Here is a 23,049-nt window from a genome sequence, read left to right as displayed (position 1 = left end):
TGCCTACCCCACGCTGCGCCCGTCACCGGATGGGTGCACTGTTGTGGGAGGGACTTCAGTCCCGACTGGCTCCGAAGCCGGTCACTGACAGACCCCGCGTCGCGACTGAAGTCGCTCCCACAAGGAGCCGCATGCCGAGTCCCGCTGGGTGCATTGTGGGAGGGACTTCAGTCCCGACTGGTTCCGAAGCCGGTCACTGACAGACCCCGCGTCGCGACTGAAGTCGCTCCCACAAGGAGCCGCATGCCGAGTCACGCTGGGTGCATTGTGGGAGGGACTTCAGTCCCGACTGGCTCCGAAGCCGATCGCTGACAGACCCCGCGTCGCGACTGAAGTCGCTCCCACACGGAGCGGCACGCCGCGCATCGCTTCATCCGTTGCCGCGGCTCCCTGCCCGCGCACGACGCCGACGGCGCCAGCGCCGCCACAGCGTCACCACGGCCGCGAGCAGCGCCAGCGCGACGATGCCCAGGGTCGCCATGCGCGCGGCCACGCCGTGCTGGAACACCACCTCCTGGCCCTGGCCATCGAGCGTATAGGCGACCACGTAATCGCCCAGCGCCCCCATGCCCTCGCGGCCGCCGGCGGCGATCACCACGTACTGCTTGCCGCCCACCGCATAGATCGACGGCGTGGCCTGGCCGCCCGCCGGCAGCTTGGCGTCCCACAGGGTCTTGCCGCTGGCGCTGTCGAGCGCGCGCAGGCGCGAATCGGCGGCCGCGGCGATGAAGGTCAGCCCGCTGGCGGTGGTCACCGCGCCGCCGAGCAGCGGCGTGCCCACGTCCAGCGGCAGCCACGGCAGCCGCTCTTCCAGCGTGCCGAGCGGGCGTTCCCAGGCGATCTTGCGCGTGCGCAGGTCCACCGCCACCAGCCGCCCCCATGGCGGCTTGACGCAGGGAACGCCGCGGGACGAAGCCAGCATGCCGCGGCGCATGTAGTACGGCGTGCCCTGCATGTCGTTGAACTGCTGGGCGGGATAACGCGCGTGGTCGCTGTCGAGGAACTGCGCGCGCGGGATCAGCGCCACCTGCATCGGCAGGTCCGACACCGGCAGGATCGCCAGCTGGCGCTGCGGGTCCACCGCGATGCCGCCCCAGTTCACCCCGCCGGCCCAGCCCGGCAGCGCGATCGTGCCGCGCACGCTGGGCGGAGTGAACAGGCCTTCCGAACGCAGCCCGGCGATCAGCGCGGCGCACTCGCGGCGCGCGCCCGGCGTCGCGCCCCAGGCGTCGGCGGCGGTCAGCGGCGTATGTCGCGCCAGGCGCAGCGCCGGCTCGGGCATCGGCTGGGTCGGCGAGATGCGCTCGCCGGGTACGTCGGTCGCCGGCACCGGCACTTCGCTGATCGGGAACACCGGGCTGCCGTCGCGGCGGTCGAAGGCGAACAGGAAGCCGGTCTTGGTCGCCTGCAGCACCGCCTCGCGCGGCCCCTGCGCGGTCTGCACCGTCGTCAGCACCGGTTGCGAGGCCAGGTCGTAGTCCCACAGGTCGTGATGCACCAGTTGCTGCGCCCACACCCGGCGCCCGCTGTGCAGGTCCAGCGCCACCAGCGAATTCGCATCGCGGTTGTCGCCGAGCCGCTCGCCGCCGTAGTAGTCGGGACTGGCCGAGCCGGTCGGCACGTACACCAGCCCCAGTGCCGGATCCACCGCCAGCGGCGCCCAGGCGTTGCCGCCGCCAACCGTGGCGGCCTGCTCCGGCTGCCAGCCGGCCGCGGCCGCGGCGGCCGGAGCGCGCGGCACCGGATCCCAGCGCCACAGCTCGCGGCCGCTGCGCGCGTCGTAGCCGCGCACCACGCCCTGCTCCAGCGCATGCCCGCGGTTGTCGCCGATCGAGCTGCCCACCACCAGCACGTCGCCGGCCACCACCGGCGGCGAGGTCACCGCATAGTTGGCCCAGGCATCGCCGGGCCTGTCCTGCACGTCGATCCCGGCCCGCAGGTCGATGCTGCCGGCAGTGCCGAACCCGGCGCAGGGCCGACCGTCGGCGGCGTCCAGCGCGATCAGCTGTGCGTCCAGGGTGCCGAACACGATGCGCTCGCGGCACGTGCCGTCCGTGGCCTGCGCGTCGCGCCAGAAGCTCACCCCGCGCGAGGCCGGATCGCTGTAGTGCTTGCCGCGCGCGACCTGGGCGTCGAACGACCACAGTTCGCGGCCGCTGGCCGCATCCAGCGCGAAGGCGATGCCGGTGCCGGTGACCAGGTACATGCGCCCGTCCAGCACCAGCGGATTGGCCTCGAAGCGGCGCCGCTCCGGATCCGGCAGGCCCGCGCCGAGTTCGCCGGTCCGGAACGACCAGGCGATGCGCAGCCGTCCCACGTTGTCCGGAGTGATCTGGGTCAGCGGCGAATGCTGGCCGCCGCCGGGCGCGCCGGCATAGCTGGACCAGTCGCCCGGCGCCGCCGCGCAGATCCCGCCAACGCCCAGCGCCAGTCCCGCACCACATACCGCTGCCCGCCATCTGCTGCCCACCGGTGCGCTCCTGTCGTTGCGTGAAGTGGCGGCAAGTATGTGCAGCGCCCGTCCGCCCGCCACGGCCAAGGGACGGCGGCGGCCACGACAGTGACCAATGGCGGGCGCGCAGGGACGAATGGGGCGGGCGCCAAGCGGGCCCATGATGGCCGGCAACCGCACGTCGGGACATTCTCGAATCGCAGCCACGGCGCAAATCCTGTGGAAACGGCTCTGGAAGCGCCGGCCGTTGGGCGCGACGGGCCTTCCGGTAACGCACGTTGCGGCGAAGGTCACGCCGAACGCACTGTTGAACGCAAATCCCGCGTCGAACATGCCGAGCTGACAGACGTTGCCGGGTGCAGCAGCGGCGCGCGGCACGCAACGGCAGAGCGACAAGCCCGGTCGGAGAGGGGAGTTTGGGGTGAAGGTACAGGCGAAGCACTCGTCACCTGAGACAGCACGGCGCTACACCTTCGAAAAAACGCCGACACAAAAAAAGGGCCCCGCTTTCGCGAGGCCCCGTTCGACGCTGACCGGCATTGCCGCCAGCGAACGGTCGCGACATACGGCACCTGAGCGCCGCATGCCGCAACCGCCGTGTCGCTTACTTCACCAGCGAAGCGATCGCCGCGCCCAGGTCGCCCGGCGAACGGACGGTCTTGACGCCGGCGGCTTCCATCGCCGCGAACTTGCCGGCCGCGGTGCCCGAACCGCCCGAGGCGATCGCACCGGCGTGGCCCATGCGCTTGCCCGGAGGGGCCGAGGCGCCGGCGATAAAACCGACCACCGGCTTCTTGACGTGGGCCTTGATGTACTCGGCACCGGCTTCCTCGGCGTCGCCGCCAATCTCGCCGACCATGATGATGCCCTGGGTCTGCGGGTCTTCGTTGAACAGCTTGAGGCAGTCGACGAAGTTCAGGCCGTTGATCGGATCGCCGCCGATGCCGATGACGGTGGACTGGCCCAGGCCGGCGGCGGTGGTCTGCTTCACGGCTTCATAGGTCAGCGTGCCCGAGCGCGACACGATGCCGATCTTGCCCGGCATGTGGATGTGGCCCGGCATGATGCCGATCTTGCACTCGCCCGGGGTGATCACGCCGGGGCAGTTCGGCCCGATCAGGGTCACGTCCGGGTGCGACTTCAGCACGTTCTTGACCCGCAGCATGTCCAGCACCGGAATGCCTTCGGTGATGCAGACGATGACCTTGATGCCGGCCGAGGCCGCTTCCAGGATCGCATCGGCCGCGAACGGCGGCGGCACGTAGATCACCGACGCATCGGCGCCGGTGGCTTCGACCGCTTCACGCACGGTGTTGAACACCGGCAGGTTGATGTGGGTGGTGCCGCCCTTGCCCGGGGTCACGCCGCCGACCACCTGGGTGCCGTACTCGACCATCTGGGTCGCGTGGAAAGTCCCCTGCTGGCCGGTGAAGCCCTGCACGATGACCTTCGTATTCTTGTTGATCAAAACAGACATGAATTCTTCCTAGTCTCGTGGGTTCAGGCAGCGACGGCTGCGACGACCTTCTTGGCGCCATCGTTGATGTCGTCGGCCGGGGTGATGGCCAGGCCGGATTCGGCCAGCAGCTTCTTGCCTGCCTCGACGTTGGTGCCTTCCAGACGCACCACCACCGGCACCTTGACGTCCACTTCCTTGACCGCGGCGATGATGCCCTCGGCGATCATGTCGCAGCGGACGATGCCGCCGAAGATGTTGACGAAGATGGCCTTGACCTTGTCCGAGGACAGGATCAGCTTGAACGCCTCGGTCACGCGCTCCTTGGTGGCGCCGCCGCCGACATCCAGGAAGTTGGCCGGCGACCCGCCGTTGAGCGCGATCACGTCCATGGTGGCCATGGCCAGACCGGCGCCGTTGACCATGCAGCCGATGTTGCCGTCCATGGTCACGTAGTTCAGGTCGTACTCGCTGGCGCGCACTTCGGCCTCGTCTTCCTGGGTCTTGTCGCGCATGGCGGCCAGATCCTTGTGGCGGAAGGTGGCGTTGTCATCGGAGTTGACCTTGCCGTCGAGCGCGTACAGGTCGCCGCTGTCCAGGATCGCCAGCGGGTTCAGTTCGACCAGCGCCAGGTCCTTTTCGTTGAACAGGGTGTACAGGCCGCCCATGATCTTGGCCAGCTGGTTGGCCTGCTTGGCGGTGAGGCCGAGCTTGAAGCCGATCTCGCGCGCCTGGTAGGGCTGCAGGCCTTCGACGAAGTTCACGTTGAGGGTCTGGATCTTCTCGGGGGTCTCGGCGGCGACCTGCTCGATGTCCACGCCGCCTTCCGACGAGGCGATGTAGGTGATCGACTGGGTGCCGCGGTCCACCAGCACCGACAGGTACAGTTCCTTGGCGATCTCGCCGGCCTCGGTGACCAGCACCAGGCTGATCGGCAGGGCCACGCCAGCGGACTGGTAGGTTTCCATCGAGGTGCCGAGCATCTTGGCCGCAGCGGCCTTGACGTCGTCGGTGGTCTTGCAGAACTTCACGCCGCCGGCCTTGCCGCGGCCGCCCGCGTGGATCTGGGCCTTGACCATCCAGGGGCCATTGCCCAAGGCATTGGCCGCTTCGACGGCTTCTTCGGGCGTGGACGCGACGCGTCCGGCCGGGACCGGGATGCCGTAGTCGGCAAACAGTTGTTTCGCCTGGTATTCGTGGAAATTCATGCGTCACCGTGGGAAGAGGAACGACCGTCCCGCAGCGATCCGGGCCGTGAGATGGCGGCGGAATGGTACGGACGGGCTGCATATTGTCGCCGACCCTGGGCGGCGGCGCAAAAGCGCCGGTTCGGGCGCCGGTTCGGGCGCCGACGCAGGCCGCCCCGCAGACCCGTCACGGCAACGCCGCGACGCGGCTCGGGCAGTACCGCGCCCCGCCCCTCCCCTGCCATGCCGCGGCCGCCACCGGCGCCGGCCCGATCCCACGCCTGCCATCGCATTCCGCGGCGCGACGCCTATACTCGCGCCGTCCGTCGCCTGGCTGGAGTCCGGCTTGCCCACAAGCGCCTCGCTCATCGACCGCATCGAGTCCATCCCGCGCCGCGAACTGTATTTCTTCGCGCTGTACCGGGTGCTGGTGGCCGGGCTGATCGCGGCGCTGGTGTTCAGCCCGTTGAGCGTGCTGGTCGGCGAGCCGCGCTTCGCGCAACTGGCGGCCGGGCTGGCGAGCGCCTACCTGCTGGTGGCGCTGCTGCTCCTGCTATGGGGCCGCAACGAACGCCACCTGATCCCGATCGTGTTCTGCAGCACCACCGCGGACATCGCCGCGGCCACCCTGGCCGCGCATGCGCTGCCGGCGGCCAGCGCCGGCATCGCGATGATGCTGCTGTTCAATGTCGCCGCCGCGGCGATGCTGCTGCCGTTGCGCTACGGCTTCGGCATCGCCCTGACCGCCGCCGCGGCGACCCTGCTGGAATACCTGTGGACCTCGCTGGACGGCGGCGAAAGCACCCGCAGCCTGGCCGAACTGGCCATGTTCGCCAGCAGCTATTTGGCGGTGGCCTACATCTGCTACCAGATCGGGCAGCGCGCGCGCAGCAGCCAGACGCTGGCCGACCGGCGCGGCGCCGAAGTGGCGAATCTTTACGAAATCAACGAGTTGATCATTCGCCGCATGCGCACCGGGGTACTGGTGGTGGACGCGCAGAACCGCGTCACCCTGGCCAACGAGGCGGCCTCGGCCCTGCTCGGCGACGCCGACGGCAACAGCGCCAGCGGCCGCCTGGACCTGCTCAGCGCCGCGCCGGAGCTGGGCAAGCGGCTGCAACGCTGGCGCAACGGCTGGAACCAGGAAGAGACGCCGCTGCAGCTGTCGCCGGACCAGCCCGAGGTACAGCCGCGCTTCGCCCGGCTGCTGATGGAAGGCGACCTGACCCTGGTGTTCCTGGACGATGCGACGGTGGTGTCGCGGCGCGCCGAATCGCTGACCCTGTCGGCGCTGGGCCGCTTCTCGGCCAGCCTGGCGCACGAGATCCGCAACCCCCTGGCCGCGATCAGCTACGCCTCGCAGCTGCTCGAGGAATCGCCGGCGATCGGCGACGCCGACCGCCGCCTGCTGCAGATCATCCACATGCAGTGCCAGCGCACCAACGGCATCGTCGAGAGCGTGCTGGGCCTGGCCAGGCGCGAGCGCTCCAATCCGGAGAACCTGGACCTGGGCGTGTTCGTGCGCCGCTTCGTGCTGGAATACCGGCAGACCCTGTCGATCGAGACCGACAGCCTGGAAGCCATCCTCGCCCCGCAGCCGGTGCACGCGCTGGTCGATCCCAAGCACCTGCACCAGATCCTCAGCGCGCTGGTGCACAACGCGCTCAAGTACGGCCGGGTGATGGAGGAGCCGGCGCGGGTGCGGCTGCGCGTGGCGATCCAGGAACGCAACGCCATCGTCGACGTGATGGACCGCGGTCCCGGCATTCCCGAAGCGGTGGCCGCGCAGCTGTTCCGCCCGTTCTTCACCACCTCCGAGCACGGCACCGGGCTGGGCCTGTATATCGCCCGCGAACTGTGCCGGGCCAACCAGGCGCGCCTGGAATACGTGCCGGTGCCGGCCGGCGGCGCCTGCTTCCGGGTGTGGCTGCCCGGCCCGCACACCATGCTGTCTGGTTGAGAATCGCTCCGCCAAGCTCCTGCCCGCGTCGATAAATTGGCGCCTCCCCCTGCACCTGGGCTATCTTTTCCGCACATGAACGAAACCCGAAGCGCCCTTGTCGTCGACGACGAACGCGACATCCGCGAACTGCTGGTGCTGACCCTGGGCAGGATGGGGCTGCGCATCAGCACCGCCGCCAACCTAGCCGAAGCCCGCGAACTGCTGGCGAGCAATCCCTACGACCTGTGCATCACCGACATGCGCCTGCCCGACGGCAACGGCATCGAACTGGTCAGCGAGATCGCCCGCCACTATCCGCGCACGCCGGTGGCGATGATCACCGCCTTCGGCAGCATGGACCTGGCGGTGGAAGCCTTGAAGGCCGGCGCCTTCGACTTCGTCAGCAAGCCGGTGGACATCCACGTGCTGCGCGGCCTGGTCAAGCACGCGCTGGAACTCAACAACAGCGAACGCGCCGCACCGCCGGCGCCGCCGCCGGAGCAGGCCAGCCGCCTGCTCGGCGCCTCGACGGCGATGGACGTGCTGCGCGCCACCATCGCCAAGGTCGCGCGCAGCCAGGCGCCGGTCTACATCCTCGGCGAGTCCGGCGTCGGCAAGGAACTGGTCGCGCGCACCATCCACGAGCAGGGCGCGCGCGCGGCCGGGCCGTTCGTGCCGGTCAACTGCGGCGCGATCCCGGCCGAACTGATGGAAAGCGAGTTCTTCGGCCACAAGAAAGGCAGCTTCACCGGCGCCCATGCCGACCAGGCCGGCCTGTTCCAGGCCGCGCACGGCGGCACCCTGTTCCTGGACGAAGTCGCCGAGCTGCCGCTACCGATGCAGGTCAAGCTGCTGCGCGCGATCCAGGAGAAGGCGGTGCGCCCGGTCGGCGCCTCGATCGAAGTGCCGACCGACGTGCGCATCCTGTCGGCCACGCACAAGGACCTGGCCGACCTGGTCGCCGACGGCCGCTTCCGCCACGACCTGTACTACCGCATCAACGTGATCGAACTGCGGGTGCCGCCGCTGCGCGACCGCGGCGGCGACCTGCCGCAACTGGCCGCGGCGATCCTGGCGCGGCTGGCCAAGAGCCACGGCCGGGTCACCCCGCTGCTGTCGCCATCGGCGCTGGACGCGCTGAACCGCTACGCCTTCCCCGGCAACGTGCGCGAACTGGAGAACATCCTCGAGCGCGCCCTGGCGATGGCCGAAGACGACCAGATCAGCGCCGCCGACCTGCGCCTGCCGCAACCCGGCAACAGCGCGCGCGCCGCGGCGGAAGCCGCCCCGGCGCTGCCGCCCGGCGTGGTCGACATCGACCCGACCTCCTCGGCCCTGCCCTCCTACATCGAGCAGCTCGAACGCGCCGCGATCCAGAAGGCGCTGGAAGAGAACCGCTGGAACAAGACCCGCACCGCGGCCCAGCTCGGCATCACCTTCCGTGCGCTGCGCTACAAGCTCAAGAAATTGGGGATGGAGTAGAAGAGCGGGGATTGGGGAGGCGGGATTGGGGAGTCGTAAAAGCAATGGCTTCCCATCCTTCCCCCTCATTCGGCCTAAGTGGAAAAAAGCCGGATCAAGCCGGAATGAAAAGCCGCTGCTCCGCTCTTACGAATCCCCAATCCCGAATGCCGAATCCCGGCCCCATCAATCCTTGGTCACGCGATTGATCTCCGCCAGGCTGGTGATGCCGGCGCGCGCCTTGAGCAGCGCCGACTGGCGCAGGTCCTTGACCCCGATCTTCTGCGCCGCCTCGGCGATGTCCATCGCGTTGCCGCCCTGCAGCACGATCGCCGCGATCTCGTCGTTCATCGGCATCACCTGATAGATGCCGGTGCGGCCCTTGTAGCCCTCGGTGCACTCGTCGCAGCCTACCGCCTCGTACAGCTGGATGCCGGCGGCGACCTCGGCCTCGCTGAAGCCCTCGGCCAGCAGCGCGTTCTCCGGCAACTGGGTCGGGCGCTTGCAGTTGTTGCACAGCCGCCGCGCCAGGCGCTGCGCGATCACCAGCGTCACCGAACTGGTGATGTTGTACGGCGCGATGCCCATGTTCATCAGGCGCGCGATGGTCTGCGGCGCATCGTTGGTATGCAGCGTGGACAGCACCATGTGGCCCGTCTGCGCCGCCTTGATCGCGATCTCTGCGGTTTCCAGGTCGCGGATTTCGCCGACCATGATGATGTCCGGATCCTGGCGCAGGAACGAGCGCAGCGCCACGGCGAAGGTCATGCCGCGCTTGTTGTTCTGCTGCACCTGGTTGACGCCGGGCAGGCGGATTTCGACCGGATCCTCGGCGGTGGAGATGTTGCGGGTATCGTCGTTGAGGATGCCCAGCGCGGTGTACAGCGACACCGTCTTGCCCGAGCCGGTGGGGCCGGTCACCAGCACCATGCCGTAGGGCTTGTGGATCGCGTCCAGGAACAGCTTCTGCTGCTCCGGCTCGTAGCCGAGCTTGTCGATGCCCAGCTTGGCCGCACTGCCGTCGAGGATACGCAGCACGATCTTCTCGCCGAACAGCGTCGGCAGCGTGCTGACGCGGAAGTCGATCTGCTTGCTCTTGGACAGGTTGAGCTTGATGCGCCCATCCTGCGGCACGCGCTTCTCGGCGATGTCCAGCTGCGACATCACCTTCAAGCGCGCCGCAATGCGCTGGTTGAGCTTGACCGGCGCCTTGGCCACGCTCTTGAGCAGGCCATCGATGCGCAGGCGCACCCGATAGTCGTCCTCGTACGGCTCGAAGTGGATGTCCGAGGCGCCGCGGCGGATCGCATCGACCAGCATCTTGTTCACGAACTTGACCACGGGCGTATCGTCGCCCTTGGCATCGACGCCGGTATCGCCGCCGCTGCCCATGTCCTCGTCGCCGGCACCGACCTCGAGGTTGTCCATGCCCTCGTCGTCGCCGCCCAGGCTGTTGCCGAGCGTATCGTTGCTGGTCTGCCACTGCTCCAGGGTGCGCCGGATCTGGTCCTCGTCGACCAGGATCGGCTCCACCGTCAGATTGGTATGGAACTTGATGTCGTCCAGCGCCCGGGTCTGGGTCGGATTGCTGACCCCCACGAACAGCCGGTTGCCGCGCTTGAACAGCGGCAGCACCTGGTGCTTCTGCAGCAACTCCTCGCTGACCAGCTTGATCGCGCTCTGGCTGGCATCGAACACCGACACGTCCAGCAGCGGCATCCCGAACTCGACCGCATTGGCGGCGGCCAGCTGCGCCGCGGTGACCAGCTTCTTCTCGGAAAACCACTGCGGCAGCGGGATCTTGGCCTCGGCGGCATGCGCCATCGCGGTTCGCGCGACCGCTTCCTCCAGCGCGCCGTCCTGAACCAGGCGGCGTGCGATGCCGGTGATGCCGACCAGATTGGCGGATGTCTGAGCGTTCATATGGCCCCCTAGGCTACCCGGGCAAGAATAACGCATCGGTTGGCCGCGCACGGCCTTGTACAAACGCCCGACTCCCAAACGGGGCCAGAGGAAATATCCGTTTGAAATCGACGGCATCTCTCGACCCAGTCGTGCGGCAAACTCCTATCCAACATAGGCAGGACATCGGCACAGGATGGGACATCGACATCTGTCGCTCTTGCCATGCCGCGCCGCCCCCGACTCGAACTACCTGGCTTTCCCCTGCACATCACCCAGCGCGGCGTGAATCGCGGCGCGGTGTTCCTGGACGAGGATGACCACTCGCGCTATCGCGCCCTCCTCAACGATGCGTTGAAGGCACACGACATCGCCCTGCATGCCTATGCCCTGATGACCAACCATGTGCATCTTCTGCTCACGCCACCGGCACCTGGGCGGCTATCGGCCGCAATGCGGGTATTGGGACAGCGCTACGTGCCGGTATTCAATCGCAAACACGGGCGTACCGGCACCTTATGGGAAGGACGCTTCAAGTCCTGCCTCGTCGATTCGGAGCGCTACCTGCTGATGGTCCATCGCTACATCGAACTCAATCCCGTCCGGGCGGCCATGACCACCGCGGCAGAGGATTACCACTGGTCCAGCGCGCGTTCCAGCCTGGGAATCGCGGCCGACCCAGCCGTTTCACCGCATCCGGCCTATCTTGCGCTCGGCACCGACCCGGCAGACCGAGCCGCCAGCTATCGTCAATGGCTGTATCAAGGCGTCGCCGACGACGAATTGCACGCCATTCGCCTGCATCTTCAGCAGGAACGCGCGCTCGGCCATCCGCGCTTTCAAGCCATGGCGGCGCGAACGCTGAATCGTCCGGTGCACGTCCAGCCACCAGGGCGGCCGAGGAAATCGGTGGCTGATTGAACAGGTAGTTCAAACGGATACTTCCTCTGGCCCCGTTATTCCCGGGCCCCGTTATTCCCGGGGAAACCTCAGACTCTGGCCCGTTATTGCCCGAGAGGAGGGCTTGCGGCCGCTACACGAACGAAAAGTTGAAACGGATATTTCCTCTGGCCCCGTTATCCGGCCCCAATATTCGGCGAAAGTTCAAACCGATATTTCCTCTGGCCCCGATATTCGGCCCCGATATTCGCTGGCCCCGATATTCGATATTTCCTCTGGCCCCGATATTCGGGTGGCTGATTGAACAGGTAGTTCAAACGGATACTTCCTCTGGCCCCGTTATTCCAAAACGGATATTTCCTCTGGCCCCGTTATTCGCCGGGGGAAACCTCAGACTCTGGCCCGTTATTGCCCGGGAGGAGGGCTTGCGGCCGCTACACGAACGAAAAGTTGAAACGGATATTTCCTCTGGCCCCGTTATTCGCCCAAAACGGATATTTCCTCTGGCCCCGTTATTCGCCCCGTTATTCGCCGTTATTCGATTCAACCACAGCCGGCTGGCCGGTAACGCTCATCGAATGCGCTGCCGTCGCAACTCCATACGCCGTCGGTGTCACGTCGCAGCACCAGGTCCTTGCCATCCACTTTCGAATTACCTCTCACCGTACACGTGATGGTTCCGACACCTGCACCTGTAAGTGTGGCTGCAAGCTCGGGGCATCGCGTACTTACTTTCAACCCCACGTAATCGACGTCAACAAGTGACGGCTCCTTATCTTCTTGGGCCACATATTCAACCGTCGTTTTGCCCGGCCGAATTTCTGCAAGCGCGGCAGCTACCTGCGTCTTCGCCACATAGTCCTGGTACATCGGCAACGCAATAGCGGCCAGGATCGCGATGATCGCCACCACGATCATCAGTTCGATCAGAGTGAATCCCCCAACTCTGTTACGACTGCAGCACATACCCACCCCGTTATCTTCTGCCGTTCCGCCCCATTGATCTCATACAGCACCAAACATGCCAAACTCAACAAGTCGCTCATGTCAAACATTTGCGACGGATAGGCATAAAAAATCCGACGCCAGAGATCTGGCATCGGATTTTTTTGGAAGACCCTGTACAGGCCCAATAATCAACTGGACAGCATTACCATCTTAGACAGGACCTTTTATCCGATCAGCATACGATCAGCTGCAGCCGCCCGGCTTGTACTTGGTGTCCGCCGTGGTAGCACAAGTCCAGACACCAGTGTCTGCAGTACGGGTCAGCGTAATGGACTTACTTAAAATCTTAGAATTACCCGCCAAGGTGCACTTGATCGATGCCGCGCCCGTACTAGCGGTGCCAGAAACGTCAAGTGCAGTGCATCGAGAAGACACGGCCAGGCCTATTGCGGCTGCAGTCGAGAAATCGGTACCTTCATTCAACAGCACTTCCGCCTGAGTCTTGCCGGGGGTGATTTCGGCGAGACCGGCAGTGACCTGCGACTTGGCGACATAGTCCTGGTACATCGGCAACGCAATGGCGGCCAGGATCGCGATGATCGCGATCACGATCATCAGTTCGATCAGGGTAAAGCCCTGCTGCTTCTTCATTTGTGAATCCCCTAGAGTATGGTGTTGAGTTGGCAGACACTCGGCCCGTGGAGCTTGTTACCCCTCGAGCGCCGCGCGGCAGAGCGCCACGTGCGGGTGATACAAGCAGGCTGCGTGCCAACGTCCTTACACGCACCATTTGCTCCCCCGAGACGCATGATGCCTCATTGCATCGGGCCAGACAGGGGGAAAGAAGCGATTTGCGACGGGATATCCCCTCTGTCAGAAGATGTCACAAAGTGACGCCCAACGTCACTACGACGGAAATTTGGCTTTCACGCCCAGGCGCCCATCCCAGCGATTGACCGCGGATGCCAGACGCCATGGAAACCGATACCATGCAAGGCATGTCCGCCTGGGGATGGCCGGACGGGGAGCACAGCTGATGTCCGCAACTCGTAGCGCAGTATCTAAAGAGCCCGTCGCACGTAATACCAGCCAGCAGGTGCCGTTCGTCTGGGAGGGGACGGACAAGCGCGGCATCAAGATGAAGGGCGAACAGTCCGCCAAGAACGCCAACCTGTTGCGTGCCGAACTGCGCCGCCAGGGCATCACGCCGTCGGTGGTCAAGCCCAAGCCCAAGCCCCTGTTCGGCGCCGCCGGCAGCAAGATCGGCACCAAGGACATCGCTTTTTTCAGCCGCCAGATGGCGACCATGATGAAGTCGGGCGTCCCCATCGTGGGATCTCTGGAGATCATCGCCAGCGGGCACAAGAACCCGCGCATGAAGAAGATGGTCGATCAGATCCGCACCGACATCGAAGGCGGCTCGTCGCTCTACGAGGCGGTCAGCAGGCACCCGATCCAGTTCGACGAGCTGTATCGCAACCTGGTCAAGGCCGGCGAAGGCGCAGGCGTGCTCGAAACTGTGCTGGAGACGGTCGCCACCTACAAGGAAAACATCGAAGCACTGAAGGGCAAGATCAAGAAGGCCTTGTTCTATCCGGCCATGGTCATGGCGGTCGCCTTGCTGGTCAGCTCGATCCTGCTGGTATGGGTCGTGCCTCAGTTCGAGGACGTATTCAAGGGCTTTGGCGCGGAGTTGCCCGCGTTTACGCAGATGATCGTAGCCGCCTCACGCTTCATGGTGTCCTATTGGTGGATCCTGCTGATCCTCCTGATTGGCACGATTGGCGGCTTCATCTTTGCCTACAAACGTTCGCCCTCGATGCAGCACGGCATGGACCGCTTGATCCTCAAGGTGCCGGTCATCGGCCAGATCATGCACAACAGCTCGGTGGCGCGCTTCTCACGCACCCTTGCGGTGACCTTCCGCGCCGGCGTGCCGCTGGTGGAGGCGCTGGACATCGTCGCCGGCGCCACCGGCAACAGCGTCTACGAGAAGGCCGTGCTGCGCATGCGCGACGACGTGGCGGTGGGCTACCCCGTCAACGTAGCGATGAAGCAGACCAACCTGTTTCCGCACATGGTCATCCAGATGACCGCTATCGGCGAAGAGGCCGGTGCGCTGGATGCGATGCTGTTCAAGGTGGCCGAGTACTTCGAGCAGGAAGTGAACAATGCCGTCGATGCCTTGAGCAGCCTGCTCGAACCGTTGATCATGGTATTCATTGGTACCATCGTCGGCGGCATGGTGATCGGCATGTACCTGCCCATCTTCAAGCTGGCCTCCGTCGTTGGATAAGCATTAATGGCATTTCTCGATCAACACCCCGGCCTCGGCTACCCCGCCGCGGCCGGGCTGGGCTTGCTGGTAGGCAGTTTCCTCAACGTGGTGATCCTGCGCCTGCCCAAGCGCATGGAGTGGCAGTGGAAGCGCGATTCGCGCGAGATCCTGGAGTTGCCGGACCTCTACGATCCGCCGCCGCCCGGGATCGTGGTCGAGCCGTCGCACTGCCCGCACTGCAAGCACAAGCTGTCCTGGTACGAGAACATCCCGCTGTTCAGCTGGCTGGCCCTGCGCGGCAAGTGCCGGCATTGCCATGCGCCGATCTCGATCCAGTACCCGCTGGTGGAGATGCTGACCAGCCTGCTGGTGGTCGCCAGCGTCTGGCGCTTCGGCTTCGGTTGGCAGGGGTTCGGCGCGATCGTGTTCAGTTGCTTCCTGGTCGCGATGTCGGGGATCGATCTGCGCACCCGCTTGCTGCCGGACCAGCTGACCCTACCGCTGATGTGGCTGGGCCTGGTCGGCAGCATGGACAATCTGTACATGCCGGCCAAGCCGGCGCTGCTCGGCGCGGCGGTCGGCTATGTGTCGCTGTGGTCGGTGTGGTGGCTGTTCAAGCAGATCACCGGCAAGGAAGGCATGGGCCATGGCGACTTCAAGCTGCTGGCGGCGATCGGCGCCTGGTGCGGGTTGAAGGGCATCCTGCCGACGATCCTGATCTCCTCGCTGGTCGGCGCGGTGCTCGGCTCGATCTGGCTGGCCGCCAAGGGCCGCGACCGGGCCACGCCGATTCCGTTCGGCCCGTATCTGGCCATCGCCGGCTGGATCGTGTTCTTCTGGGGCACGGAAATCATCGAGACCTACATGCGCTGGTCCGGGCTGCGCTGAGCGGAGCGACGCGGTGAGCGATTTCATCGTCGGCCTCACCGGCGGCGTCGCCTCCGGCAAGAGCGAGTTGAGCCGCCGCTTCGAAGCCAAGGGCATCGTCGTGGCCGATGCCGACGTGGCCGCACGCGCGGTGGTCGCACCGGGGCATCCGGCGCTTGCGCAGATCGTGATCCGTTTCGGTACGCAGATCCTGCGCGACGATGGCAGCCTCGATCGCGCCGCGTTGCGCCAGCGCATCTTCGAAGATCCGGTGGCGCGCCGCGAGCTGGAGGCGATCACCCATCCGGCGATTCGCACGCTGATGCAGCAGGCGTGTCGCGAGGCCGCCAGCCCCTATGCCGTGGCGGCGATCCCGCTGCTGACCGAGGTCGGTGCGCGTACGGCGTATCCCTGGCTGGACCGGATCCTGGTGGTCGATGCGCCCGAAGCGCTGCAGCATGCGCGCCTGATGCAGCGCGACGGCATTACCGCCGAGCTGGCGCAACGGATGATGGCGGCGCAGGCCACGCGCGCGGCGCGGCTGGCGATCGCCGACGATGTGGTGGTGAACGATGGCGATGCCGCGCGACTACAGGATGCGGCGGATGCATTGGATCGGCGCTATCGCGCGTTGGCGGCGGCGAAGATCGCTTAGACCGTTGCGATCGGCAGGCCTTGCGAGCGTCGGGGCTGAAGCCCCTCCCACAGTGCACCCAGCGAGACGCCCGCGAACCCTTGTGGGAGCGACTTCAGGGCACCTCTAACAACCCCAAAAACTCGGCTAAAACGCTCGCAAGTCATTGATGCGCATAGCGCGGAAATTTTGGAATCGAGGTTTTTAGAGGTGCCCTTCAGTCGCCACGAACGAAGTGGCGTACCCGGCGGCTTCGGACAAAATCGGAGCAGATGGTCCCCAGACCAATCGGAGCCCTTCCTTGCATCTGCACCAAATGCGACCGCGGCAAGCGCCCTAACCCTGCACGCCGCGGGGGCTAGCCCTGCGAAGCCAACCTCAGCCCGTCGCCGGCCTGAACCACAGCGTCGCCACCACGCCCTTGCTCGCACCCGGGCGCACATTGACCTGCCAGCCATACAGGTCGCACAGGCGGCTGACGATCGACAAGCCGATGCCGCCGCCCTGCGAGTGTCCGGCATGGGTGCCGCGGTAGCCGCGCTGGAACAGCTTGGCGGCGTCCTCCGCGCTGAGTCCGGGACCGGAGTCGATCACCTGCACCGCGTCGCTCAGCACCCGCACCACGACCTGGCCTTCCTGGGTGTACTTGACCGCGTTGCCGATCAGGTTGCCCAGCGCCACCGACAGCGCCGACTCCGGCGCGTCGATGGTCAGGTTGCGCTCGCCCTCCAGCAACAGCTGCAGCGGCTTGCCGCCCAGCTGCGCGCGGTGCGATTCGATCAGCTGCTCGGCGACCTTGGCCACGTTGCTGTGGCCCTGTCCGCGCTCGTTGCGCGACAGCAGCAGCAGCGAGCCGATCAGGTCGCTGCATTGCTGTTCGGCGCGCTGGATGCGCTGCAGGCGCTGCAGCACTTTTTCGTCGAGATTGGGCCGGGTCAGCAACAGCTCGGTGGCGCCGCGGATCACCGCCAGCGGCGTGCGCAATTCGTGGCTGACGTCGGCGTTGAACTCGCGGTCGCGCTGCACCACTTCGGTGAGCCGGCCCGAATAGTCGTCCAGCGCTTCGGCCAACTGTCCGACTTCGTCGTCGGGGAAATGCGGCGCCAGCGGCTTGGGGTCGCTGCTGCCGCGATAGGCGCGCAACCGCGCGGCCAGATCGGAGACCGGGCGCATCACCCGCGATGCCGACCACCAGCCGATCACCAGCGACAGCGCGCTGAACACCAGCACCGACAGGATCAGGGTGCGCTTGAGCTGCACCTCGCCCTGGATGGTCTGGGTCATGTCGTAGGCGAGGAAGAACCACACGTCCGGCGTCTTGCGCACCGCGAGCTTGTAGGCGAACGGCTTGCCCGATTCGTCGATCCCGGAGACGGGATGGATGCCGTCGGAGAAGTTGTACCACTCCGGCTGCTCGCGCTTGAGCGCCTCGAAGCGGTCGCTCTTGACCACCCGGCCGACCATCTGCTGCACCGGGAGGTCGGGGTTCTTCGACGGTTCGGAGAAATACCGGTGCGAGTACTCGTCGATGTTGCGGTTCAACACCATTTCGACCAGCTGATTCTCCACCCGCGCGCGCGCCCAGTTGGTGGCGAACGCGAACAGCGCCGTCAGGCCGAAGCCCAACAGCACGAAGGACAGGATGATGCGGCTGCGCAGGCGGCGGCGGTAGCGTCCGCGCCGCCGCACCGCCCGCGGCAACTCTCCAGCTTCAGGCATCGGGCGCGGCGATGCGGTAGCCGATGCCATGGCGGGTCTGGATCATCGGCACGTCGAAGGGCTTGTCGACCACCGCGCGCAGGCCGTGGATGTGCACGCGCAACGAGTCCGAATCGGGAAGTTCTTCGCCCCACACGCGGGTTTCCAGTTCCTGCCGGGTCACCACCGCGGGGGAGGCTTCCATCAGCGACTGCAATATCTTCAGCGCGGTCGGGTTGAGCTGCAGCAGCTTGCCCTGGCGCCGCACTTCCAGCGTGTCCAGGTTGTATTCCAGGTCGCCGGTCTCCAGCACGCGGGTATGCACGCCCTTGCCGCGGCGCGACAGCGCGTTGAGCCGCACTTCCACTTCCTGCAGCGCGAACGGCTTGATCAGGTAGTCGTCGGCGCCGGAATCGAAGCCTGCCAGCTTGTTGTCCAGCGAGTCGCGCGCGGTGAGCATCAGCACCGGGGTCTGCTTGCGCGCTTCGTTGCGCAGCTTGCGGCACACTTCGATGCCGTCCATGCCCGGCAGGTTGAGGTCGAGCACGATGGCATCGAATTCGTGCACTACCGCCAGATGCAGGCCGGTGACGCCGTCGGCGGCGAAATCCACCGTGTGCCCGCGGTCTTCGAGGTAGTCGCCCAGGTTGGCAGCGATATCGCTGTTGTCTTCGATCACTAGAATTCGCACCAACATTTACCCCGTCAGTCGTACTTGCCAGTTGGATTGCGCCGCATCAGTTCCTGCGCATCCTCGTTGTCGCGGCGGCGTTCCGCCACGGTCTTGCATTGCGTCGTGGTGCGCAGCGATCCGATGACCGCTTCGCGCCTGCAGATCAGCCGGCTGTCCGACGACGCCTTGGACAGCAGCGTGTTGACCGTTTCCTGATCGTTGAACAGCATCACCTTGTCTTCCTCGCGCAGCGTATCCACGTCAGCGTGTGCATTCAGCACGGTCGCCATGCGCGACAGCGCGGCTTCCACCTTGCTGCGATTTTCTGCACTGAGTTCCGAATAGGTCTTGCCATCGTCCAACTGCTGGCGAATTGTACTGAGTTGCTGTGCGAACGATTTCTTCACGTTCATGGGCGCCTCACCTTTCGGTGCCGCCGCCGCACTGCACGCGAGCGCCATCCCCAGCATCAAACCGATCACCTTCTTCATCCCTGCCCCCTACGCGATTGGTGGCATGAATCACAATGTAGCCGTCCCGCGAACGGAGCCGCAAGCTGCGCACGGCACCGGCTCGGCACTGCGCCGACGGCACCTCCCCGCACATAGAAAAAGACCCAAGCGGCAAGGCCGCTTGGGCCGAAAGATATATCCCGATTACCGTTCCTGCTGAGGAGGGCAGAGCTGCGGTCCGAGGAAGCATACGCAGGGGGGAATTAAACCCGCGTTAAGCCAGAATGCAGGGGCGAACATCACCCTAAGTAGCTGATTTCTTTCGAATCAGACTGGCTTCCAGATGCTCGATGACCTTGCCGGCGATATCCAGCCCGCACACCGCCTCGATCCCTTCCAGGCCGGGGGTGGAGTTGACCTCCAGCACCAGCGGGCCGCGCCGCGAGCGGATCAGGTCGACCCCGGCCACGCCCAGGCCCAGCGCCTTGGCCGAGCGCACCGCCACGTCCTGCTCGCTGCGGCTGGCGGTGGCCAACTGCGCACTGCCGCCGAGATGCAGATTGGAGCGGAAGTCGCCTTCCGGCGCCTGCCGGCGCATCGCCGCGACCACCTGGTTGCCGACCACGAAGCAGCGCAGGTCGGCGCCCTCGGCCTCGCCGATGAACTCCTGCACCAGGAAATTGGCGTACAGCCCGCGCAGCGCCTCGACCACGCCGCGCGAGGCGCTGGTCTTCTCGGTCAGGATCACCCCGGTGCCCTGGGTGCCTTCGTTCAACTTCACCACGTGCGGCGGCGGCCCCAGCATCGACAGCAGATCGCCGGTGTCGTCGGGGTTGTCGCCGAACACGGTCATCGGCATGTCGATGCCCTTGGCCGCCAGCAACTGGTGCGCGCGCAGCTTGTCGCGCGCGCGCAGGATCGCATCGGACGGGTTGGGCGTGCGCACGCCCATCATCTCCAGCTGGCGCAGCACCGCGGTGCCGTAGCGGGTGACGGAATTGCCGATGCGCGGGATCACCGCGTCGTAGCCGGTGATCGGCTTGCCCTTGTAGTGCATGGTGAAGGCGCCGGCCGCGATGCGCATGTAGCAGCGCAACGGGTCGAGCACGCGCACCGTATGCCCGCGCTCGCGGCCGGCCTCGACCAGGCGCCGCGTCGAATACAGCTTGGTGTTGCGGGACAGGATGGCGAGCTTCATCGAGGCGCGACGGCGGTGGCTGGCCCGGCATCATACGTTGCGCCGTCGGCGCTGCGGGATCGGGGCATGCCCGATAGTTCGTGCGCGAGCGCCTGGGCGACGCGTGACCGGCCGGCATGCCCGCTCGGCTACCGGCATCTGCAGACACGCTGTCCCACAGACGACACGGAACCGCCCCGAAACGTTCACAAAACCGTTGCATGGTGGCGAGCGGGCCGCATAGGCCGTGTGTTGGCTGTCACGCATCGCACGGCAGGCCCCAACGCCTCCCCCCATTTTATTGGTGAATTTCGATGACCCCCACCTCCAGATCCTTGCGCCTGCATGCGCTGGTGCTCGCCGTCGCGTCCGCGCTGCCGGCCTTCGCCGCGCTGGCAGAGACCGCGCCGGCCGACGCCGATGCCACGGCCACCGCCGGCAGCAGCGACGCAACGATGCTCGATGCGATCACCGTGGTGTCCACCGGTACCACCCGCCAGGTGCAGCGCATCACCCGCGAGGACATCGGCATCGCCACGCCCGGCACCAGCGCGCTGAAGGTGCTGGACAAGCTGCCCGGCGTGCAGTTCCAGTCGGCCGATGCGTGGGGCTCCTACGAGTGGTCGACCGCGATCAGCCTGCACGGCTTCGACCAGAGCCGCCTCGGCTTCACCCTGGACGGCGTGCCGCTGGGCACCATGAGCTACGGCGTCAGCGATGGCCTGCAGGTGACCCGCGCGATCATCTCCGAGAACGTCGGCTCGGTGGAGCTGTCGCAGGGCGCCGGCGCCCTGGGCACCGCCTCGAGCAGCAACCTCGGCGGTGCCGTGCGTTACTACTCCGACGATCCGGACGCCACGCCGAGCATCCGCTTCAGCCAGACCTTCGGCTCCGATTCCACCCGCCGCACCTACCTGCGCGGGGACACCGGCGACATCAACGGCTTCTCGATGTACACCTCGCTGGTGCACGGCGAAGTGGACAAGTGGAAAGGCTACGGCAACAACGAGTACAACCAGGCCAACGTCAAGGCGCTGTACCAGTGGGGCGACGGCAACCGGGTCAGCCTGTTCCTGGACAGCTCCAAGCGCAAGGAATACGACATCATGGACCTGTCGCTGACCTCGCAGAAAGCGCTGGGCTGGGACTGGGACTACCTGATGCCGGATTGGAACAGCGCGGTGCAGATCGCCAACGCGCTCAACGGCAAGGGCAGCTACCCGGCGTCGTTGAACGCCCTGCCCGCCGACTACGACAAGGCCGACGCGTCCTACTACTCCGGCGCCGGCCTGCGCCGCGACAACCTGGCCGCGCTCAGCGGTGCGTTCAACCTGGGCGGCACGGCCACGCTGAACCTGACCGGTTACTACCACGACAACAACGGCGAAGGGCAATGGACCACGCCGTACGTGGCGTCCTCGGCCACGGTGCCGCTGTCGATGCGCACCACCGACTACCGCCTCAACCGGCATGGCGTCACCGCGTCGCTGAACTTCACCGTCGCCGGCAACGAGATCGAGATCGGCGGCTGGTACCAGAACGCCAAGACCGTGCAGGAGCGCAACTACTTCCTGCTCGATGGCCCGTTCACCGACCTGTACTACTTCAACAAGTCCGGCACCCTGTTCGCGCGCGGTTTCGCCCAGCACTACGACACCGACACGCGCATGTTCTATGCGCAGGACACGCTGCGCCTGCTCGACGACCGCCTGACCGTGAACTTCGGCGCCAAGAAGCTGCAGGTGGACACCACCGCGCAGTCGCTGGTGCCGACCACCTCCTACGCGGCCGGCGAGATCAAGGCCGATTCGGATCTGCTGCCGCAGGTGGGCGTGAACTACAAGCTCGACGAGCACCAGGAACTCTACGCGTCCTACAACAAGAACATGGCCGGCTTCGGCTTCACCCCGTTCCAGGAATCGCAGGCGGCGTTCGACGCGATCAAGAAATCGCTGGAGCCGGAAACCGCGCAGACCTACGAACTGGGCTACCGGGTGCGCGGCGAGGGCATCGAGGCGTCGCTGGCGCTGTACCACACCACCTTCGACAACCGCCTGCTGGTGACCTCGCCGTGCAGCGCGATCCAGACCTGCTCGGCCACGCTCAACAACGTCGGCTCGGTGCGCAGCCAGGGCGCCGACCTGGCGATGATGTGGCGCCCGATCGCGCAGCTGCGCTGGCTGAACTCGCTGTCCTACGATGACTCCACCTACCAGGACGACTACCTCAACGGCGGCGTCGTGGCCACCGCCGGCAAGCGCGTGGTCGGCATCCCGGAGTGGATGTTCTCCAGCAGCCTGGCCTACGAGAACGCCGGTTGGCATGCCTCGCTGGACGGCAAGTACACCGGCCGCCGCTACATCAGCTACCTCAACGACTCGTCGGTGCCGAGCTACTGGCGCTTCGACCTGAGCGCGGGCTACGACTTCGGCGAGGTCGGCATGTTCCAGAACCTGGGCCTGAGCGCGAACGTGACCAATCTGTTCGACAAGCGCTACTTCGCCACGGTCGGCACCAACGGCTACGTCGTCTCCGATCCGAACGGTTACAACCAGACGCTGATGGCCGGCGCGCCGCGGCAGTTCTTCGTCACCTTCAGCGGCAAGTTCTGATCTGAGGCAGCGCCAGGGGAAGGCGACCGCGCCGTCCTTGCGAAAGCAGCGGCGGCGCTTGGGTTTGAGGGGTAACCGCGCATGCATGAAGCCGCCATTGGGCGGCTTCGTCGTTTGCGCATGGCGCGGTCGGTGGCGGTACTGCCCCTGGCCATCGGTCGCGGCTGATTGCCCGCCGCCGCCCGCAGTTCCTGTGGAGGCTACGCGAGAGAGTCGCTGGATGCTGTGGAAGGAAGAACGTCACTCCGGACGGTGCCCGACGCGGCCGGGTTTGTCGCTCCGTTCGTCGCGACTGAAGTCGCTCCCACACGCGGCTCGTGGCCGACTCAGCGGGTGCACTGTGAGAGGGACTTCAGTCCCGACGGGGCCGCAGCCGGAAGATTCACCACGCTGCTCGTCGCGGTTGAAAC

Annotated in this window: 17 protein-coding genes; 7 read left to right on the top strand and 10 right to left on the bottom strand. The window is 66.1% G+C overall.

Translation table 11 applies throughout. The annotated features are described in order from the left end of the window. Positions 1-370: 370 nt before the first annotated feature. The 3 genes from NRY95_05935 to sucC all read right to left on the bottom strand — a co-directional run bounded on the left by NRY95_05935 (position 371) and on the right by sucC (position 5,116). The gene (locus NRY95_05935) at positions 371-2,470 is read right to left on the bottom strand and encodes a pyrroloquinoline quinone-dependent dehydrogenase (protein UYC17499.1); all 2,100 of its coding nucleotides are present in this window, start codon (positions 2,468-2,470) and stop codon (positions 371-373) included. 586 nt (positions 2,471-3,056) lie between these two features. Continuing rightward, positions 3,057-3,929 (bottom strand): succinate--CoA ligase subunit alpha, encoded by an 873-nt coding sequence (gene sucD, locus NRY95_05930; GenBank protein UYC17498.1) that lies wholly within the window; start codon positions 3,927-3,929, stop codon positions 3,057-3,059. Positions 3,930-3,952: 23 nt separating this feature from the next. Continuing rightward, entirely contained in the window at positions 3,953-5,116 is a 1,164-nt protein-coding gene (gene sucC / locus NRY95_05925) for an ADP-forming succinate--CoA ligase subunit beta (protein ID UYC17497.1), read from the bottom strand. Between the two features lie 325 nt (positions 5,117-5,441). Between sucC and NRY95_05920 the strand changes: the two genes are divergently transcribed. Together NRY95_05920 and NRY95_05915 are read left to right on the top strand one after the other, a co-directional pair. Beyond that, on the top strand, positions 5,442-7,055 hold the full coding sequence (locus NRY95_05920; GenBank protein ID UYC17496.1) for a HAMP domain-containing histidine kinase: 1,614 nt from the start codon (positions 5,442-5,444) through the stop codon (positions 7,053-7,055). Positions 7,056-7,130: 75 nt separating this feature from the next. Further along, positions 7,131-8,519, top strand: coding sequence for a sigma-54 dependent transcriptional regulator (locus NRY95_05915; GenBank protein ID UYC17495.1), 1,389 nt, complete (start codon positions 7,131-7,133; stop codon positions 8,517-8,519). 165 nt (positions 8,520-8,684) lie between these two features. Here NRY95_05915 and pilB read toward each other — a convergent pair whose 3' ends face one another. Next, complete coding sequence (gene pilB, locus NRY95_05910; protein UYC17494.1) at positions 8,685-10,421, bottom strand: type IV-A pilus assembly ATPase PilB; 1,737 nt, start codon at positions 10,419-10,421, stop codon at positions 8,685-8,687. 204 nt (positions 10,422-10,625) lie between these two features. On the opposite strand from pilB, the gene NRY95_05905 reads away from it, so the two are divergent. Then, a complete protein-coding gene (locus NRY95_05905; GenBank protein ID UYC17493.1) occupies positions 10,626-11,321 on the top strand; it encodes a transposase in 696 nt (231 codons plus the stop codon). 522 nt (positions 11,322-11,843) lie between these two features. Here NRY95_05905 and NRY95_05900 read toward each other — a convergent pair. Both NRY95_05900 and NRY95_05895 read right to left on the bottom strand, forming a co-directional pair. Then, positions 11,844-12,266 carry a pilin gene (locus tag NRY95_05900; protein ID UYC18516.1) on the bottom strand — a complete coding sequence of 141 codons (423 nt, stop codon included), beginning with the start codon at positions 12,264-12,266 and terminating at the stop codon, positions 11,844-11,846. A gap of 225 nt (positions 12,267-12,491) precedes the next feature. Next, positions 12,492-12,899 (bottom strand): pilin, encoded by a 408-nt coding sequence (locus tag NRY95_05895; GenBank protein ID UYC17492.1) that lies wholly within the window; start codon positions 12,897-12,899, stop codon positions 12,492-12,494. 385 nt (positions 12,900-13,284) lie between these two features. Between NRY95_05895 and NRY95_05890 the strand changes: the two genes are divergently transcribed. The 3 genes from NRY95_05890 to coaE are packed head-to-tail and all read left to right on the top strand — an operon-like array spanning position 13,285 to position 16,048. Next, positions 13,285-14,544 (top strand): type II secretion system F family protein, encoded by a 1,260-nt coding sequence (locus NRY95_05890; protein ID UYC17491.1) that lies wholly within the window; start codon positions 13,285-13,287, stop codon positions 14,542-14,544. Positions 14,545-14,550: 6 nt separating this feature from the next. Further along, positions 14,551-15,414 carry an A24 family peptidase gene (locus tag NRY95_05885; protein ID UYC17490.1) on the top strand — a complete coding sequence of 288 codons (864 nt, stop codon included), beginning with the start codon at positions 14,551-14,553 and terminating at the stop codon, positions 15,412-15,414. Positions 15,415-15,427: 13 nt separating this feature from the next. Beyond that, positions 15,428-16,048 carry a dephospho-CoA kinase gene (gene coaE / locus NRY95_05880; GenBank protein UYC17489.1) on the top strand — a complete coding sequence of 207 codons (621 nt, stop codon included), beginning with the start codon at positions 15,428-15,430 and terminating at the stop codon, positions 16,046-16,048. A gap of 357 nt (positions 16,049-16,405) precedes the next feature. On the opposite strand, the gene NRY95_05875 is transcribed toward coaE, so the two are convergent. The 4 genes from NRY95_05875 to rimK all read right to left on the bottom strand — a co-directional run bounded on the left by NRY95_05875 (position 16,406) and on the right by rimK (position 20,048). Beyond that, entirely contained in the window at positions 16,406-17,746 is a 1,341-nt protein-coding gene (locus NRY95_05875; GenBank protein ID UYC17488.1) for a HAMP domain-containing histidine kinase, read from the bottom strand. Beyond that, positions 17,739-18,416, bottom strand: a complete 678-nt coding sequence (locus NRY95_05870) for a response regulator transcription factor (protein UYC18515.1) — start codon at positions 18,414-18,416, stop codon at positions 17,739-17,741. Before NRY95_05870 ends, NRY95_05875 begins: the two co-directional genes overlap by 8 nt. Positions 18,417-18,430: 14 nt before the next feature. Then, the gene (locus NRY95_05865; protein ID UYC17487.1) at positions 18,431-18,889 is read right to left on the bottom strand and encodes a hypothetical protein; all 459 of its coding nucleotides are present in this window, start codon (positions 18,887-18,889) and stop codon (positions 18,431-18,433) included. Between the two features lie 265 nt (positions 18,890-19,154). Further along, complete coding sequence (rimK, locus tag NRY95_05860) at positions 19,155-20,048, bottom strand: 30S ribosomal protein S6--L-glutamate ligase (GenBank protein UYC17486.1); 894 nt, start codon at positions 20,046-20,048, stop codon at positions 19,155-19,157. A gap of 293 nt (positions 20,049-20,341) precedes the next feature. Here rimK and NRY95_05855 point away from each other — a divergent pair, with 293 nt between their 5' ends. Next, positions 20,342-22,639, top strand: coding sequence for a TonB-dependent receptor (locus tag NRY95_05855; protein UYC17485.1), 2,298 nt, complete (start codon positions 20,342-20,344; stop codon positions 22,637-22,639). Positions 22,640-23,049 lie beyond the last annotated feature (410 nt).

Origin of the sequence: Xanthomonas campestris pv. phormiicola (assembly GCA_025666215.1) — a bacterium.
Lineage (GTDB): Bacteria > Pseudomonadota > Gammaproteobacteria > Xanthomonadales > Xanthomonadaceae > Xanthomonas_A > Xanthomonas_A campestris_A.
Note: the sequence above shows the minus strand (reverse complement) of the source record. Positions and strands in the feature narration are given on the sequence as shown.